The organism is Burkholderia sp. Tr-20390 (genome assembly GCF_017104595.1).
Lineage (GTDB): Bacteria > Pseudomonadota > Gammaproteobacteria > Burkholderiales > Burkholderiaceae > Burkholderia.
Genome location: NZ_JAAGPC010000201.1, coordinates 1 through 15,350, shown reverse-complemented (window position 1 = coordinate 15,350; position 15,350 = coordinate 1). Strand labels below are relative to the sequence as shown.

Annotated in this window: 15 protein-coding genes, 1 pseudogene and 1 riboswitch; of the genes and pseudogenes, 3 read left to right on the top strand and 13 right to left on the bottom strand. The window is 68.9% G+C overall.

The annotated features are described in order from the left end of the window. The 8 genes and pseudogenes from G3N98_RS33640 to G3N98_RS33605 form a co-directional block, all read right to left on the bottom strand. Window positions 1–656, bottom strand: a pseudogene (locus G3N98_RS33640) (apolipoprotein N-acyltransferase); the annotation flags it as partial. Window positions 657–708: 52 nt separating this feature from the next. After that, window positions 709–1,596, bottom strand: coding sequence for a transporter associated domain-containing protein (locus G3N98_RS33635; RefSeq protein WP_039360042.1), 888 nt, complete (start codon window positions 1,594–1,596; stop codon window positions 709–711). A gap of 309 nt (window positions 1,597–1,905) precedes the next feature. Further along, window positions 1,906–2,058, bottom strand: coding sequence for a hypothetical protein (locus G3N98_RS33630; RefSeq protein ID WP_174972906.1), 153 nt, complete (start codon window positions 2,056–2,058; stop codon window positions 1,906–1,908). 70 nt (window positions 2,059–2,128) lie between these two features. After that, window positions 2,129–2,761 (bottom strand): gamma-glutamylcyclotransferase, encoded by a 633-nt coding sequence (locus G3N98_RS33625; RefSeq protein WP_206150577.1) that lies wholly within the window; start codon window positions 2,759–2,761, stop codon window positions 2,129–2,131. A 12-nt stretch (window positions 2,762–2,773) separates the two neighbouring features. Continuing rightward, the gene (ybeY, locus tag G3N98_RS33620) at window positions 2,774–3,550 is read right to left on the bottom strand and encodes an rRNA maturation RNase YbeY (protein ID WP_089431669.1); all 777 of its coding nucleotides are present in this window, start codon (window positions 3,548–3,550) and stop codon (window positions 2,774–2,776) included. A gap of 147 nt (window positions 3,551–3,697) precedes the next feature. Continuing rightward, a complete protein-coding gene (locus tag G3N98_RS33615) occupies window positions 3,698–4,744 on the bottom strand; it encodes a PhoH family protein (protein WP_089426281.1) in 1,047 nt (348 codons plus the stop codon). A 25-nt stretch (window positions 4,745–4,769) separates the two neighbouring features. Further along, window positions 4,770–6,143, bottom strand: coding sequence for a tRNA (N6-isopentenyl adenosine(37)-C2)-methylthiotransferase MiaB (gene miaB, locus G3N98_RS33610; RefSeq protein ID WP_089426280.1), 1,374 nt, complete (start codon window positions 6,141–6,143; stop codon window positions 4,770–4,772). Between the two features lie 216 nt (window positions 6,144–6,359). Next, window positions 6,360–7,292 (bottom strand): LysR family transcriptional regulator, encoded by a 933-nt coding sequence (locus tag G3N98_RS33605; protein ID WP_175237376.1) that lies wholly within the window; start codon window positions 7,290–7,292, stop codon window positions 6,360–6,362. A gap of 144 nt (window positions 7,293–7,436) precedes the next feature. Between G3N98_RS33605 and G3N98_RS33600 the strand changes: the two genes are divergently transcribed. From G3N98_RS33600 to ribB, 3 genes are all read left to right on the top strand, one after another. Beyond that, complete coding sequence (locus tag G3N98_RS33600) at window positions 7,437–8,612, top strand: MFS transporter (RefSeq protein WP_206150576.1); 1,176 nt, start codon at window positions 7,437–7,439, stop codon at window positions 8,610–8,612. 218 nt (window positions 8,613–8,830) lie between these two features. Then, window positions 8,831–9,532, top strand: coding sequence for an XRE family transcriptional regulator (locus tag G3N98_RS33595; protein ID WP_069248802.1), 702 nt, complete (start codon window positions 8,831–8,833; stop codon window positions 9,530–9,532). 193 nt (window positions 9,533–9,725) lie between these two features. Then, window positions 9,726–9,874: riboswitch (FMN riboswitch) on the top strand. Between the two features lie 118 nt (window positions 9,875–9,992). Then, window positions 9,993–10,703 carry a 3,4-dihydroxy-2-butanone-4-phosphate synthase gene (gene ribB / locus G3N98_RS33590; protein WP_175237379.1) on the top strand — a complete coding sequence of 237 codons (711 nt, stop codon included), beginning with the start codon at window positions 9,993–9,995 and terminating at the stop codon, window positions 10,701–10,703. Between the two features lie 106 nt (window positions 10,704–10,809). On the opposite strand, the gene G3N98_RS33585 is transcribed toward ribB, so the two are convergent. The 5 genes from G3N98_RS33585 to G3N98_RS33565 form a co-directional block, all read right to left on the bottom strand. Continuing rightward, on the bottom strand, window positions 10,810–11,496 hold the full coding sequence (locus tag G3N98_RS33585) for an HAD-IA family hydrolase (protein ID WP_206150575.1): 687 nt from the start codon (window positions 11,494–11,496) through the stop codon (window positions 10,810–10,812). Between the two features lie 222 nt (window positions 11,497–11,718). Next, a complete protein-coding gene (gene iolG / locus G3N98_RS33580; RefSeq protein WP_206150574.1) occupies window positions 11,719–12,705 on the bottom strand; it encodes an inositol 2-dehydrogenase in 987 nt (328 codons plus the stop codon). A gap of 71 nt (window positions 12,706–12,776) precedes the next feature. Beyond that, window positions 12,777–13,604 carry a TIM barrel protein gene (locus tag G3N98_RS33575; RefSeq protein WP_206150573.1) on the bottom strand — a complete coding sequence of 276 codons (828 nt, stop codon included), beginning with the start codon at window positions 13,602–13,604 and terminating at the stop codon, window positions 12,777–12,779. A 38-nt stretch (window positions 13,605–13,642) separates the two neighbouring features. After that, window positions 13,643–14,665: a xylose isomerase gene (locus G3N98_RS33570; RefSeq protein ID WP_206150572.1), complete on the bottom strand. Its 1,023-nt coding sequence runs from the start codon at window positions 14,663–14,665 to the stop codon at window positions 13,643–13,645. A gap of 156 nt (window positions 14,666–14,821) precedes the next feature. Then, window positions 14,822–15,350: substrate-binding domain-containing protein (locus G3N98_RS33565; RefSeq protein ID WP_241026207.1), on the bottom strand; the 529-nt coding region annotated here is incomplete at its 5' end.

The window sequence follows — 15,350 nt, the reverse complement described above, 5'->3', positions numbered from 1 at the left end:
GGCCGGGCGGCGGCGAGCGCCTGCACGACGAGCGCGGCGAACAGCGCGAGCACCCACGCGATCCCGTACACGCCGGCGACCGGCGCGAAGCCCGCGAACGGGCCGTCGACCTGCGGATAGCCGCTGGCGAGCCACGGGAAGCCGGTGAGGACGGTGCCGCGCAGCCATTCGCCGAGTGCCCACGCGCTCGCGAACGCGAATGCGCCGTGCCAGGTCGGCGAGAACGGCCGCGGGTCGGGCGCGCGGCGATGCCACGCATGGCCCGCGCAGAACGACCACAGCCCGGCGGAGAACGCCGGGTACAGCGACAGGTACAGCGAGAACAGCACGAGCGCGCCGCCGGCGAGCGGCGCGGCCATCTCGCCGTACACGTGCATGCTGATGTAGAGCCACCAGATGCCGGTGATGAAGTTGCCGAAGCCGAACGCGCCGCCGGTGAGCGCGGCGCTGCGCCAGCTTGCGGTGCGCGTGAGCTGCGCGAAAAACCAGACGAATACGACGAGTTGCAGCCAGCCGCCATGCGGCGTCGGTGCGAAGCTGAGCGTATTGGCTGCGCCGGCGAGCAGTGCGGCCGGGTAGTGCCAGCGCGGCAGCGCGCGGCCGGGAGTCGGCGCGAGCAGGCCGCCAGCCGGGCGGGACAGGATCGGATCGTCCATGTGAAGCGGAAGTGGGCGAGCGGTTGTGGAACGCGCGGCTGGCGCGCGACGGTCAGTCCTCGTGCGAGGCTTCGGCGCGACGGCTGGCGAGCGGATTGCGGCGCACCAGCAGTACGTGGACCTGGCGCGCATCGCCGCGCTGGATCTCGAACACGAGGTTGCCGAGCTGCAGCTTCTCGCCGCGATGCGGGACGCGGCCGAAATGATGCGTGATCAGCCCGCCGATCGTGTCGACTTCGTCGTCGGGGAAATCGGTGCCGAACGTCTCGTTGAACTGCTCGATCTCGGTGAGCGCACGCACGCGGTAGCGGCCGTCGGGCCCCGAGATGATGTTGCCGGCTTCCTCGTCGAAGTCGTATTCGTCCTCGATGTCGCCGACGATCTGCTCGAGCACGTCCTCGATCGTGATCAGGCCCGCGACGCCGCCGTATTCGTCGACGACGATCGCGAGGTGGTTGCGGTTCACGCGGAAGTCGTGCAGCAGCACGTTCAGGCGCTTCGATTCGGGAATGAACACGGCCGGGCGCAGCATCCCGCGCACGTCGAATTCCTCTTCGGCATAGAAACGCAGCAGATCCTTCGCGAGCAGCACGCCGATGACGTTGTCGCGGTTCTCCTCGTACACGGGGTAGCGCGAGTGCGCCTTCTCGAGGACGAACGGGATGAAATCTTCGGGCTTGTCGGCGATGTTGATCGCGTCCATCTGGGCGCGCGGCACCATGATGTCGCGTGCGCACAGGTCGGATACCTGGAACACGCCTTCGATCATCGACAGCGAATCGGCGTCGATCAGGTTGCGCTCGTGGGCGTCCTGGAGGATTTCCAGCAGCTCGCCGCGGGATTCGGGCTCGGGCGAGATGAAGTCGGTCAGGCGCTCGAGCAGCGAGCGCTTTTCTTGCGGTTTGTCGGTTAGCTTACGACTGGGATACGAATCGTTCATGGTGGTGCGCCCGGGTCATGCCGGAGCGCGCGGTCACGGAGTAGGCAAGGATACACCAAGGGCACGACGCGACCGTGTCACACCGGCCGCACGGCCAGGGTGGGCGGCTCGCGCGGGCCCCGCTCGCGGACGGCCGCGCCGGGCGCGACATCGTCCTCGGTTCCATCCTATCCCAGAAAGGCGCGGTGGGGCAGCGGCGGCAAAAAACGGGTGCGGAAGGGGTGGGGCGCCGTGACGCGGGAAAACGTCCGGCGGAGGCGGCCTGGGGCGGCATTCTGACGCACGCGGGTTTTGTCGCCGCGCCGCGGTTCAGAACCGCATGCCGGCCGAGCAGCCGCCGGCGGCCGCGCCGTTGGTCGCGGCGCCGCCGCAGCCCAGGATGCCGCAGCCGGACAGCGCGACGCTCGCGGCAACGAGCAGCGCGGCAATCCTGCAACGCGACCAGCGTGACGGTTTCATCATCGGGCGTGCCCTCGTTCGAATGCGCATGCGGCGCGGCAGCGTGTGGCGGCAAGCCGGGCGCCGGGCCGCGTCACCGGCATCGCGCGAGCAGCCCTTCGAGCGCGCGATCGGGGATGCCGCTCGCGCGCAGCGCGTCGACCGTGCGGCTCACGTAGTCGAGCGTCGTGCCGTAGCGGCCGGCCGCGCAGCTGAACACTTCCTTCACGACGGGATCGGTCAGCTTGCCCGTGTAGGTCGGCGCGTCGCGGCGCATCACGAACGCGAGCGCGTTCACGCGTTCGCCGCTTTCCAGCGAGCACGGCAGCCACGCGGGCCGGTACGAGCCCATCGGCATTTCGCGCTTCCACAACGTTTCGAGGTGCGGTTGCGCGGTTGGGCCGGCGAGCCGGAACGCGATGCCCGAGCAGGAGCCGCCGCGATCGAGCGCGAGCACGAGGCCCGGGCGTTCAGGCGTGCCGCGGTTCACGCGCGACCACAGGTAGAGCCCGCGGTGATAGCCGTGCACCTTGCCGCGCACCGCGGCGACGGTCGGCAACCCCGGGTTCCAGATCAGCGAGCCATAGCCGAACAGCCAGAGATCCTGCTGGCCATCCCAGTCGCGCATCGTATGCGCGAGCGAGGCCGCGAGCTCGTCTTCCGTCAGCAGGCGCCCGTCGCCGATCGACGGCGGGTAGGCGGGCGGGAGCATCGCGGCGTTGCGCATCGTGCGAAGGGCTTACTGGTACGGGTTCGGAAAGCCCAGCTTCGCGAGGATGTCGACTTCGAGCGCTTCCATTTCGGCCGCGTCCTCGTCGCTCGTCTCGTGGTCGTAGCCCTGCGCGTGCAGCGCGCCGTGCACCAGCAGGTGCGCGTAATGGGCCGTGAGCGGCTTGCCCTGGTCGTGCGCTTCCTTCTCGACGACCGGGCAGCACAGCACGAGGTCGCCGATCACGGTGCCGTCGGGCGCCGCGTCGTACGCGAAGGTCAGCACGTTGGTCGGGTAGTCCTTGTGGCGGTAGCCGGCGTTCAGCGTGCGGCCTTCTTCTTCGCCGACGAAGCGCACGGTGAGCTGCGCGCTGGCGAACAGCGCGGGCTCGATCCATTCGGCGATCAGCTTGCGCTTGGGCAGCGTCTTGCGCACGTCGCTCGTGATTTCGTCACCGTATTGCACGGACAGGTCGAGCTCTGGCTCGCGCAGCGCGTCCTCGGCGTCGTCTTCGCGCGGGGCGGGCTCGGCGCCCACGTGCAGCGTCACGCTGTCGTAGTGCTCGGGCTGCAGCGCGAGCTTCGCGCGCATGGCCGGATCGTTGTGCTGCGCGACGATCGCGACGGCGGCTTCTCCCGAACTGCCCGACAGGTCGAACATCAGGCTGCGGCCATCCGGGAAGTCGATTCGCAGCCCTTGCGCGTTGACGGTCCGGGCCTTGCCCTTCGCATCGAACAGCGACAGGCGGGGGGAGGCGGGCGCGGCCGGCTGGGCGCGCCCGGACTTGCGGGAACGGGAGGATTTCATGACGCGTACGGCGATTAGGACGCGTTGAGGATACACCAAACGGCCGATCGCACCCGAATTCGCACAGGCGAAAAAAAGCCCGGCGCGCCGTCTGGCGGGCCGGGCCGGGCTGTCGGGCCGGGGCGGCGTACGGGTGCCGCCGGCCGGTCAGCCGTCCTGGTGCTGCGCGTGGAATTCGTCGTACGCCTCGACGATGCGCGCGACGAGCGGATGGCGCACGACGTCCGCGCTGGTGAAGCGTGTGAGCGCGATGCCGCGCACGCCGCCGAGCACCTGCTGCGCCTCGACGAGGCCGCTCTTGTGGCCGCGCGGCAGGTCGACCTGGCTCGTGTCGCCGGTCACGACCGCCTTCGAGCCGAAGCCGATCCGCGTGAGGAACATCTTCATCTGCTCGGGCGTCGTGTTCTGCGCCTCGTCGAGGATGATGAACGCGTGGTTCAGCGTGCGGCCGCGCATGTACGCGAGCGGCGCGATCTCGATCATCTGGCGCTCGAACATCTTCGCCGTCTTGTCGAAGCCGAGCAGGTCGTACAGCGCGTCGTACAGCGGACGCAGGTACGGGTCGACCTTCTGCGCGAGATCGCCCGGCAGGAAGCCGAGCCGCTCGCCGGCCTCGACGGCCGGGCGCGTCAGCACGATCCGCTTGACCTGGTCGCGCTCGAGCGCGTCGACCGCGCACGCGACCGCGAGGTAGGTCTTGCCGGTGCCGGCCGGCCCGATGCCGAACGTCACGTCGTGCGACAGGATCTGCTTCAGGTACTCGCGCTGCGCCGGCGTGCGGCCGCGCAGGTCGGCGCGCCGCGTGTAGAGCTTCGGCGCGGGCTCCTCGTCCGGCTCGCTGGCGTCGAGCTGTACGACGGGCTCGTCGAACGGATGGTCGGGGTCGCCGCGAAAGCGCACGTCGAGCGTGTCCTGGCGGCCGTTGCCGGACGTGTGGCGCACTTCGACCAGCGCGAGCTGGATGTCGTCGACCGACAGCGCATCGCGCGCGCGGTTGTAGAAGTTCTCGAGCGCGGCGAGCGCGAGCTTGGCGCCGCGCCCGCGGATCGCGATCCGGTGGCCGCGTCGCGACAGCGTGACGTCGAGCGCCTGTTCGATCTGCCGCAGGTTCTCGTCGAGCGGGCCGCAGAGGTTGGCGAGGCGCGCGTTGTCGTCGCGCGGCGCGACGAATTCCAGTGCTTGGGTCGGCTTCAAAGTGGCGTCGGGCTCCTGTTGAGCGTCAGTGCGTGGCCGCGCTCGCGTCGTCGCTGACGAGCACGAGCTCGCCGCGCAGCGAATGCGGGTAGGCGTGGTTGATCTTCACGTCGATCATCTGGCCGATCAGGCGCGGGTGCGACGCGAGCGGCGCCGGGAAATTCACGACCCGGTTGTTCTCGGTACGGCCCGCGAGTTCGTTCGGGTCCTTGCGCGACGGGCCCTCGACGAGGATCCGCTCGACCTTCCCGACCATCGACTCGCTGATGCGCGCGACGTTTTCCTCGATGGTCGCCTGCAGATGTTGCAGGCGTTTGAGCTTCACGTCGCGCGGCGTGTCGTCATGCAGGTTCGCGGCCGGCGTGCCGGGGCGCGGGCTGTAGATGAACGAGAAGCTGGTGTCGTAGCCCATCTCGTGCACGAGCGCCATCATCTTGTCGAAATCGTCCTCGGTCTCGCCGGGGAAGCCGACGATCATGTCGGTCGACAGCGACAGGTCCGGGCGGATCGCGCGCAGCTTGCGGATCACCGACTTGTATTCGAGCACCGTGTAGCCGCGCTTCATCGCCATCAGGATGCGGTCGGAGCCGTGCTGGACGGGCAGGTGCAGGTGGCTCACGAGCTTCGGCACCTTCGCGTAGGTGTCGATCAGGCGCTGCGTGAATTCCTTCGGGTGCGACGTCGTGTAGCGGATCCGCTCGATGCCGGGGATGTCGGCGACGTATTCGATCAGCGTCGCGAAATCGGCGATTTCCGACGAGCCGGCCGCCAGCGCGCCGCGATACGCGTTCACGTTCTGGCCGAGCAGCGTGACTTCGCGCACGCCCTGGTCGGCGAGGCCGGCCACTTCGGTCAGCACGTCGTCGAGCGGGCGCGACACTTCATCGCCGCGCGTGTACGGCACCACGCAGTAGCTGCAGTACTTCGAGCAGCCTTCCATGATCGACACGAACGCGCTCGGCCCCTCGACGCGCGCGGGCGGCAGGTGGTCGAACTTCTCGATTTCGGGGAACGAGATGTCGACCTGCGCACGGCCGCTCTCGCGGCGCGCGTCGATCATCTGCGGCAGGCGGTGCAGGGTTTGCGGGCCGAACACGAGGTCGACGTAAGGCGCGCGCGACACGATCGATGCGCCTTCCTGGCTTGCGACGCAGCCGCCGACGCCGATCAGCAGGCCGGGCTTCGCTTCCTTCAGCTCGCGCACGCGGCCGAGATCGGAGAACACCTTCTCCTGCGCCTTTTCACGCACCGAGCAGGTGTTGAACAGGATGATGTCCGCGTCTTCCGGCGTATCGGTCTTTTCGAGGCCTTCGGCCGCATTCAGCACGTCCACCATCTTGTCCGAGTCGTACTCGTTCATCTGGCAGCCGAAGGTCTTTACGTAAACTTTCTTGGTCATGGGGGTTCGCCGTTCGCAGTGGTTGACCTGGGGGCGTCGTCGATAAGGTGAATCGGGACGGCCGTGCGCTGCACGCGGATGGCGCGCAGCCAGTATGAAAAGCCGTCGGGAAAGCCTTTCATTATAGCTTTTCATGCTGGCGGGGACGGGCGGCGGGTTGCGGCCGCGCGACGCCGTCCGCCAGGTTCCGACCCCTTGGCGTGAATGCGCCGGCCGTCAGCGGCACGCGTTCAGCAGGTCTTCGTGCGCGGCTTCCTCGCGCGCGAAGCGTTCGGCGAGAAAGTCGAGCAGCACGCGCACGCGCGGCGCCATGTAGCGCTTGCCCGGATAGATCGCGTGCAGCGGCGCGCTCTGGTGCCGCCAGTCCGGCAGCAGGACCTTGAGCCGCCCGGCGCGGATGTCGTCGGCGACATCCCAGATCGAGTTCAGCACGATGCCGCGGCCGCGCAGCGCCCACTCGCGGGCGAGGCCGCCGTCGTTGGTCTCGAACGCGGTGGCGAGCGGCACCGTGCAGGTCTGGGTGTCGTCGCCGCGCGTGAAGCGCCACGTGTTCATCGGGCCGGACGCCACCGTGATCACGTTGCACGGGAAACGGGCCAGATCGTGCGGGTCACTCGGCACGCCGTGACGTTCGATGAACGACGGCGCCGCGCACGGCACGCGCCGGTCCGCGGCGAGCCGGCGGGCGATCAGCGCGCCGTCGGGCGGCGCCGCGAAGCGGATCGCGAGGTCGATCTCGTCCTGCCACAGGTTCACCGTCGAGTCGGACGCCGTCAGCGAGAACGTCACGTCCGGGTAGCGCGCGGTGAATTCGTCGAGCCAGTCGAGCAGCCGGCGGCGGCCGAAATCGGACGTCGCCGACAGCCGCACCCGGCCGCCGACGACGTTGCGGCCGGCCTGCAACAGCGCGTTCGCGTCGTCGAGCGCCTGCAATGCCTGCCGGCAGCCGTTCAGGTACAGGCGCCCCTCGTCGGTGAGCCGCAACTGCCGGGTCGAACGGTCGAACAGCCGGGTGGCGACCGCCGCCTCGAGCTTCGCCAGGCGCGCGCTCGCGGCGGCCGGCGTGAGGTTCAGCTTGCGCCCGGCGGCGGACAGGCTGCCCAGTTCGGCCGCCTCGACGAACAGCCGGATATCGCCCAGTCGATCCATGCGATTTTCCAGAAATATTTGAAAATGGTTCAAATGCCACGCCAATTATCAAATATCGGCATCTTCGGGACAATGCGCACGTCCTGCCTTTTGTGCGGTGCGGCACCGCCCGGGCGCCGCGTCCGCCGCCTTCCGGAGAACCTCATGCCCATTCCGTTACTGGCGCTTGCGATCAGCGCCTTCGCCATCGGTACCACCGAGTTCATCATCATGGGCCTGCTGCCCGAAGTCGCGCGCGACCTGGCCGTGTCGCTGCCGTCGGCCGGCCTGCTGGTCACGGGCTACGCGCTCGGCGTCGCGGCCGGCGCGCCGCTGCTCGCGGTGCTGACGAGCCGCATGCCGCGCAAGGCCGCGCTGCAGTGGCTGATGGCGATCTTCATCGTCGGCAACGTGCTGTGCGCGACCGCGTCCGGCTACGCGATGCTGATGGTCGCGCGGGTCGTCACGTCGTTCGCGCACGGGTCGTTCTTCGGGATCGGCGCGGTGGTCGCCGCGTCGCTCGTGCCGGCCGACAAGCGCGCGAGCGCGATCGCGTTGATGTTCACGGGACTCACGCTGTCGAACGTGCTCGGCGTGCCGTTCGGCACCTTCGTCGGCCAGCTGCTCGGCTGGCGCGCGTCGTTCTGGATCGTCGCCGCGCTCGGCGTGCTGTCGCTCGGCGGCGTCGCCGCGCTGGTGCCGAACCGCCACGACAGCGGGCCGGTCGGCCTCGGCCAAGAAGTGCGCGTGCTGAAGGAGCCGCAGGTGTGGCTCGCGCTGCTGATGACCGTGCTCGGCTTCGGCGGCGTGTTCGTCGTGTTCACGTACATCGCGCCGATTCTCCAGTCCGTGTCGGGCTATTCGCCGCGCGCGGTCGCGCTGATCCTCGTGCTGTTCGGCGCGGGGCTGACGATCGGCAACACGCTCGGCGGCAAGCTCGCCGACCGCGCGCTGATGCCGTCGTTGATCGCGATCCTCGTCGCACTGATGGCCGTGATGGTCGTGTTCGCCAGGACAAGCCACCATCCGGTCGCGGCGGCCGTCACCGTGTTCGTATGGGGGATCGCCGCATTCGCGACGGTGCCGCCGCTTCAGGCGCACGTGGTCGAGAGGGCCGCGAGCGCGCCGCATCTCGCATCGACGCTGAACATCGGCGCGTTCAACGTCGGCAATGCGCTCGGCGCGTGGCTTGGCGGCGTTGCGCTGGAGCACGGCCTGGCGCTCGATGCGCTGCCCTGGGTGGCCGTCGCGGTGACGTTCGCGGCGCTCGTCGTCACGTGGTTCGCGATGCGGCTCGACGCGCGCGGGCCGGCGCGCGGCACGGCGCCGGCGGCGCAATGAGCGGTGCAACGCGCGGCGCCCGCACGACGCGATAGCGGCAGGAAAAGGTTCGCGAGGAACGCATTCCTCCGCGATGCTGATAACGGTGTGAAGATAACTTCGTTTGCCGGTGCAAGACCGGGTGATAGCGTCTCGATACGCGCCGTTGCTGGCGCAACCCGATTCCGATCCCGGCTTACCCCATTCGCAGGGCTGCACCGCGGCCCGGAGGCAATGCTATGTCTTCATCCCTGGCGCTCGTGCGCGACGTGTCTTCCTTCGAATCCGGCAACGCCGCCGATGCGCGGGCGTCCGCGTCGCTCGACGTGCTCGAACAGGTCGTTGGCGTGAACCTCGCGCGGTTGCGTGCCGAGCGGCAATTGTCGCTCGATGCGCTCGCGCGGCTGTCCGGCGTGTCGCGCGCGATGCTCGCGCAGATCGAGTCGGCGCGCAGCGTGCCGTCGATCAAGGTGCTCTGCAAGATCGCCGCGGCGCTGAAGGTATCGGTCGCCGCCTTCCTGCGCCGCCATGCGGTGAACGGCTTCGAGCATCTGGCGGCCGAGCGTGCGTCGCGGGTCGTCAGCTCGAACGGCCGCTTCTCGGCACGCGCGCTGTACCCGGAAGGCGAGCCGGCCGCGGCCGAGTTCCACGAGCTGCGGATCGCGCCGCTGCATACGGAGCCCGGCGCCCGCCGCGCGCCCGGCACGACGGTCAACCTCGTCGTCAGCGAGGGCACGCTCGAAGTCAGCGTGCACGACCGCCGCCAGTTGCTCGCGACCGGCGACGCGATCGTGTTCGATGCCGACCAGCCGTACAGCCTGCGCAACCCGGGCGACAGCGAAGCGCGTGCATTTCGCGTGACGGTGAGCCCCGAGGTGCCGCCGCGCTGGCTCGTGCCCGATGCGGCGCACGCGGCACATGCCGCGCACGCGGCCGGCTGACCGCGCAACGCAGGCCGCACGGAAGCGGCTCGCGTGCTCGCCTTCGGACGAGAACGCGGGTCGTCCGTCGGCCGTTTGGACGATGCCGTTAGACGGGGTCGTCAGTAAGGTTTTAGGCCGTGTTCGCTGCGCCGAGCGCGCAGCTGTTGTATGCTTGGCCCGCCGTCGATGGGGTTGGCCCATCCGGCAATCAGTGCGTCTTCAGGGCGGGGTGAAATTCCCCACCGGCGGTAGGCTGGCGTAAGCCGGCGAGCCCGCGAGCGCCCGCGCATTTGCGCGGGGTCAGCAGATCTGGTCGAATGCCAGAGCCGACGGTCATAGTCCGGATGAGAGAAGATGTGCAGATAGTCATGTCCGTCAGGGCCGCTTCGCCATGTGTGCGAAGCGGGTTGTCGTTCTGTCTGTTTGCAATGCCCTGAAACGTTTTTCGCCCAAATCGTATTTGCGAGGAGCGTTTCACATGTCCTTGATGTCCGTTTCGTCGGCCCCCGCCGACGCCTTTGCCGATCTCCCGTTGCTGGATTCCGAACCGGTGCCGCCGCGCATCGCCGCCGCGCTCGAAGCGATGCGCGCCGGCCGTGCCGTGGTGCTGCAGGACGACCACGACCGCGAGAACGAAGCCGACCTGATCGTTGCCGCCGAGCGCATCACGCCCGAGACGATGGCGCTGCTGATCCGCGAATGCAGCGGCATCGTGTGCCTGTGCCTGACCGACGACACCGTGCGTGCGCTCGAGCTGCCGCCGATGGTGCAGACCAACGAGAGCCGCAACGGCACCGCGTTCACCGTGTCGATCGAGGCGCGCGAAGGCGTGCATACGGGCGTATCGGCGGCCGATCGCGTGACGACGATCCGCGCGGCGATCGCCGAAGGCGCGAAGCCGCACGACATCGTGCGCCCGGGTCACGTGTTTCCGTTGCGTGCGCAACCGGGCGGCGTGCTGGCGCGCCGCGGTCACACCGAAGGCACGGTCGACCTGTCGATCCTCGCGGGCCTGAAGCCGGCCGGCGTGCTGTGCGAGCTGATGAATCCGGATGGCACGATGACGCGCGGCGACGAGGTCGAGCGTTTCGCGCAACAGCACGGGCTGCCGATGCTGACGATCGCGGAACTCGTCGAGTTCCGCGAGGCGCTGGCCGCCGCGCGCGAGCGCTGCTGCGAACCGGCCTGAGTGCGGGGAAGGGGAAGGCGGGCGCGTTCGCGCGCCCGTTGCGCGGCGTGCATGAACCGGTGCACGCCGGATCGGCCCGATCAGCCTGATCGGGCCGGCACGACCATCAGGACTGTACGTCCCCGAATTCGCCGCGCATGCCGGCTCCGACGAGCGCCGGCAGTTCGTCCATCTTGCGCATGATCCGCGTGATGCCCATCGCGCGCAGCGCGTCCGCGTAGTTGTCGGGGATGTGGCTCGCGCCGACGAACGCGATCGTCTTCATGCCTGCCGCCCGCGCGGCATTCAATCCCGACACGCTGTCCTCGACGACGATGCAGCGCTCCGGCGCGACGCCGAGCGTGTGCGCCGCATGCAGGTAGACGTCGGGGTAGGGCTTCGGCCGCGCCACCTGCTCGGAGCTGAACACGCGATCGCCGAAGATCTCGGTGAGCGCCGCGCGCTTCAGCGAGCTGCGCACGCGCGCGAGCCGGCTGTTCGACACGACGGCAGCCGGCAGGCTCACCTTCAGCAGCGCGTCGCGCACGCCGGAGATCGGCGCGAGCGATTGCGCGAGCGCACGCTCGATGTTGTGCTCGATGGTCTCGATGAAGTTGGCCGGCATCTCGATCCCGAAGCGGGATTCGATGCCCGCCAGGAAGCGCGACGTCTGCTGGCCGAACGCCGACTTGGCGGCGGCTTCGAAATCGAGATTCGGGAACGTGGCGGACAGCGTGTCGAGCAGGACGCGGTCGGCAATGATTTCGCTGTCGACGAGCACGCCGTCGCAGTCGCAGATGAGGTGATCGAGCATGGTGGTGAAAAAGCGGGATGTCGGCGACACAGATCAATTCGCCATCATACGTGCATTCACGCACACGCCGCGCGACGCTTCGGCAAATTTTCCCGACGCGGTCGCGCGCTGACTGCGTCTCGTCCGGGTGGGGTGCCGATCGTCCGGCGGCGGCTCGCTTGCGCGGTTCGCCGCCGCCTGTCGCCGCTTGTCACTGCTTATCACCGCCTGTCGCCGGTGACGTCACAGCTCGATTACGCGCCCCGTTTTCCACGAAGTCATCGCGGCCTCGGCGAGTTCGAGCGCGGCGAGCCCGTCGTCGATCGTCGTGCGGACCGGCGTGCCGTCGCGCAGCGCGTCGACGAAGTGCGCGATTTCGGCCGCATACGCGTGCCGGTAGCGCTCGAGGAAGAACGGCTCCGGCACGTCCGTCGCGATGCCGGCCGCGAGCCACGCGCTCACCTCGGTCGGCCGCACGTTGCCGGCCTGCAGCATCCCGTTGCTGCCGAGCAGCTCGAAGCGCTGATCGTAGCCGTACGCGGCGCGCCGCGACGTGTTGATCTGGCACAGCAGCCCGCGCCGCGTGCGGATCGTCACGGCCGTCGAATCGATGTCGCCCGCATCCTGCACGGCCGGATCGGTCAGGCAACTGCCGGTCGCGTGCAGCGTCTGCGCTTCGTCGCCGAGAATCCAGCGGAACACGTCGAAGTCGTGGATCAGCATGTCCTTGAAGATGCCGCCCGAACTGCGGATGTAGTCGACGGGCGGTGCACCCGGGTCGCGGCTCGTGACGACCAGCATTTCCGGCGCGCCGATCTCGCCGCGCTCGACGCGCGCCTTCAGCGCGGCGAACGTCGGGTCGAAGCGGCGCTGGAAGCCGATCATGCAGGTCACGCCGCTGCGCCGGACGGCGTCCGCGCACGCACGCGAGCGCTCGACGCTCAGGTCGACGGGCTTCTCGCAGAATAGGGCCTTGCCCGCATTCGCGGCCGCGACGATCAGGTCCGCATGCGTGTCGGTGCTCGACGCGATCACGACCGCCCGGACAGCCGGATCGCCGAGTGCGCGCTCGACGTCAGCCACCTGCGCGCCGTGCGCGTGGGCCAGCGCTTCGGCCGACGGCGCATGCCGGTCGACGACGTATTTCAGCTTCGCGCCCGGGTGGCGCGCGAGATTCGCCGCGTGGATCTTGCCGATCCGTCCCGCGCCGAACAACGCGAATTCGATCATTCCGTTCTCCTGTTGATTTCGTGGATATGCGCCGGTGCGCGGCTTCAGTTGGCCGTGCACCGCGGCGGCGCTCATTGATTCGCCAGTTCGCCGCGCACGTAGTCGATGCTCGCGCGCAGCCGGTCCTCGATGTCGTCGGCCTCGGCGATTTCGTGCGCGAACGGCTCGAACGAGAACGCGCCACGGTAGCCGCGCGCGAGCAGTTCGCGCAGTTGCCGGATATTGCCGAGCCGGTCGGCGCCGCCGACCAGCACGCGATGGCCGTCGCGCATCCGGTCGACCGGCAGGTCGTCCTCCTCGACGCCCGAGACGTGCACGAGGCCCGTCAGGGTCGGGAAGAAGATGTCCTCGCCCGACAGGTGATGGTGGAACGTGTCGTGCACGAGCCGGAACACCTGTTCGCCCGCCGCGTCGTAGATGCCTTTCACCGCATCCGACTTGCGGCGCAGCGCGCATTCCTCGAAGCCGAGCGGCTCGATGAAGCCGAGCAGGCCGCGCGCGTCGAGGATCGGCTTGAGCGCCTTCAGCGCCTTCACGAGATCCGCGTGGCGCACGTCCGCGCTGCGCGTGTCGCCGCGGCTGTTGGTCGGGCACAGCACCAGCGCGCGCGCGCCGCATTGCGCCGCGTAGTCGGCCAGCACGGTCGCCTCGTCCGCGCGCTCGGCGTTCCATTGCTCGAAGCGCTGCAGCGCGTTGATCGTCAGGATCGTCACGCCGCCGGCTGTGGCCGTTGCGCGCACGGTGGCGGCCGGCGTGCCGTCGGCGATCTCGGCGCCGTCGAGATCGTTGCGGATCTCGATCGTGTCGACGCCGAGGCGCTGGCACAGCGCGACGTAACGGTCGAACGGCAAGCGCGGGGCGCTCATCCGGTTCAGCGAAAAATGGAAGGCTTGCGTCATCGTTCTGTCCTTGGGTCTCGAGGGGGGCGGGGATCGAATCAGGTGCCGGTGTGTGCGACGTCGGCTGCCGGCGGCGCGGCGACGGCGTGCCACGTGTCGCGCAGCCAATGCGCGCATGCGACGTTGTTGTCGAAGATCGAATAGCGCGCGCCGCCGCCGTAGTCGGGAAACGGGATGAATTCGCAACTGATCTGCTCGACGCGCGCCGGCTGTGCGTGGGCCTGCGCGTGCAGCAACTGCCGAAGCGCGGCCTTCCACGTGTCGAGCGCCTCAGCGCGCCATGCGCCGTGATAGGTGCCCGGTGCGGGGGCAACGAACGGATACTGGATGCCGCGCCCGGGCCTGCCGTCGGCGCGGCGCATCCACGGGTTGTCCGGATTGTTCGGCATCACGCTGCGGGCATGCGCATGCCGGACCCAGCCGCACGCGATCCAGTCGGCGTAGAGGGCGTCGGGCGATGCAGGGTCGAGCAACCGCCGGCCGCCGTCGGCCGCGTCGCGGATGCCCGATGCATTGAGTTCGGTGTGGTTGCCGATCTTGAACAGCAGGTGCGAATGATCGAGCGTGATCCGGAACGGCACGCCGGCCTGCTCGACAAGCCGTGCGACGCGTGCGACACGCGTGAAATCCTCGCTCCACATGTCGACGTGCACTTCGAGGCTCGGCAGGCAGCCGGCCGGCTCGCCGCGCTCATAGGTCCGCAGGTAGAAATCGGCGACCTCGCGATCGGACAGCGGATGGCCGCTCGCGTGACGCGCATGCAGCTGGCAGTTGAGCACCGTGCTGCCGAAGCGCGCGCCCGCGTCGACGATCTCGGCGACGTGCGCTTCGTCACGGCCCGCGCACCAGATGCCGCCGATCACGCGAATCGGCAGCGCATGACGTTCGACCAGCGCGAAATACGGCGACAGGTCCTCGCCGCGCGCCGGGTTCTTTTCGACGTAGTCGAACACAACGGCGCCGGCGACCATCCGAAAGCGTTCGGCGGGCGTGGGCAACGGCAGGCCATCGTGTTCGAGCACGCCGTCGAGGTTCACGCCGATGAGGATCGGTTCAGCCATCGTCTCCTGTCTACCGTTGTCATGGGATGGGCTGCCCAATGTACGGAGGCGCGGCGCGGGCTGCATGACAAACGTTGACGAAAAATCGCCAATGCGGCGGTCGATTTTTTTGCAATGCGCGTGCGGCGCGACAGACGGTGTGCCGGGCGTTCGAATTCAGGCCGGCAGGTACGCGCTCGTCCGCACGTTTGCCGGACAGAACACGCGGAATTCGACCGGATCGGCCGGTGGCGGCTGTTCGACGATCCCGCACGCATGCAGCACGTGCTGCAGTGCGGAAATCACCTGGCCGTCCGGATCCTGGTCGATCGCGAGATCCATCGCGCCGGATTCGATGAAGGTGCGGTGCAGGTCGATCATCTCGTGGCCGATCCACACGACGCGGCCGGCCGCGCCGGCCTTGCGCAGCGCCGCTTCGATGCCGGCCGAGCCGGCGCCGCTGTTGTAGATCGCGACCACGTCGTCGTGCGCCTGCAGCGCCTTCGTCACCGCGCGGTAGCAGCGGTCGTCCTGGTCGAGCGTCTCGACCGGCTCGTCGTCGCAGCGGACGGCGGCGAACGCGATCGCGGTCGCCGTGGTCGACAGCATCCCGTTCAGCGCGCTAATCGCGTCGTCCTTCTGGCGGTTCTTCTCGACGCGCAACGTGTCGACGATGCTTTCGAGTTCGTCGCGATACTGCGCGACG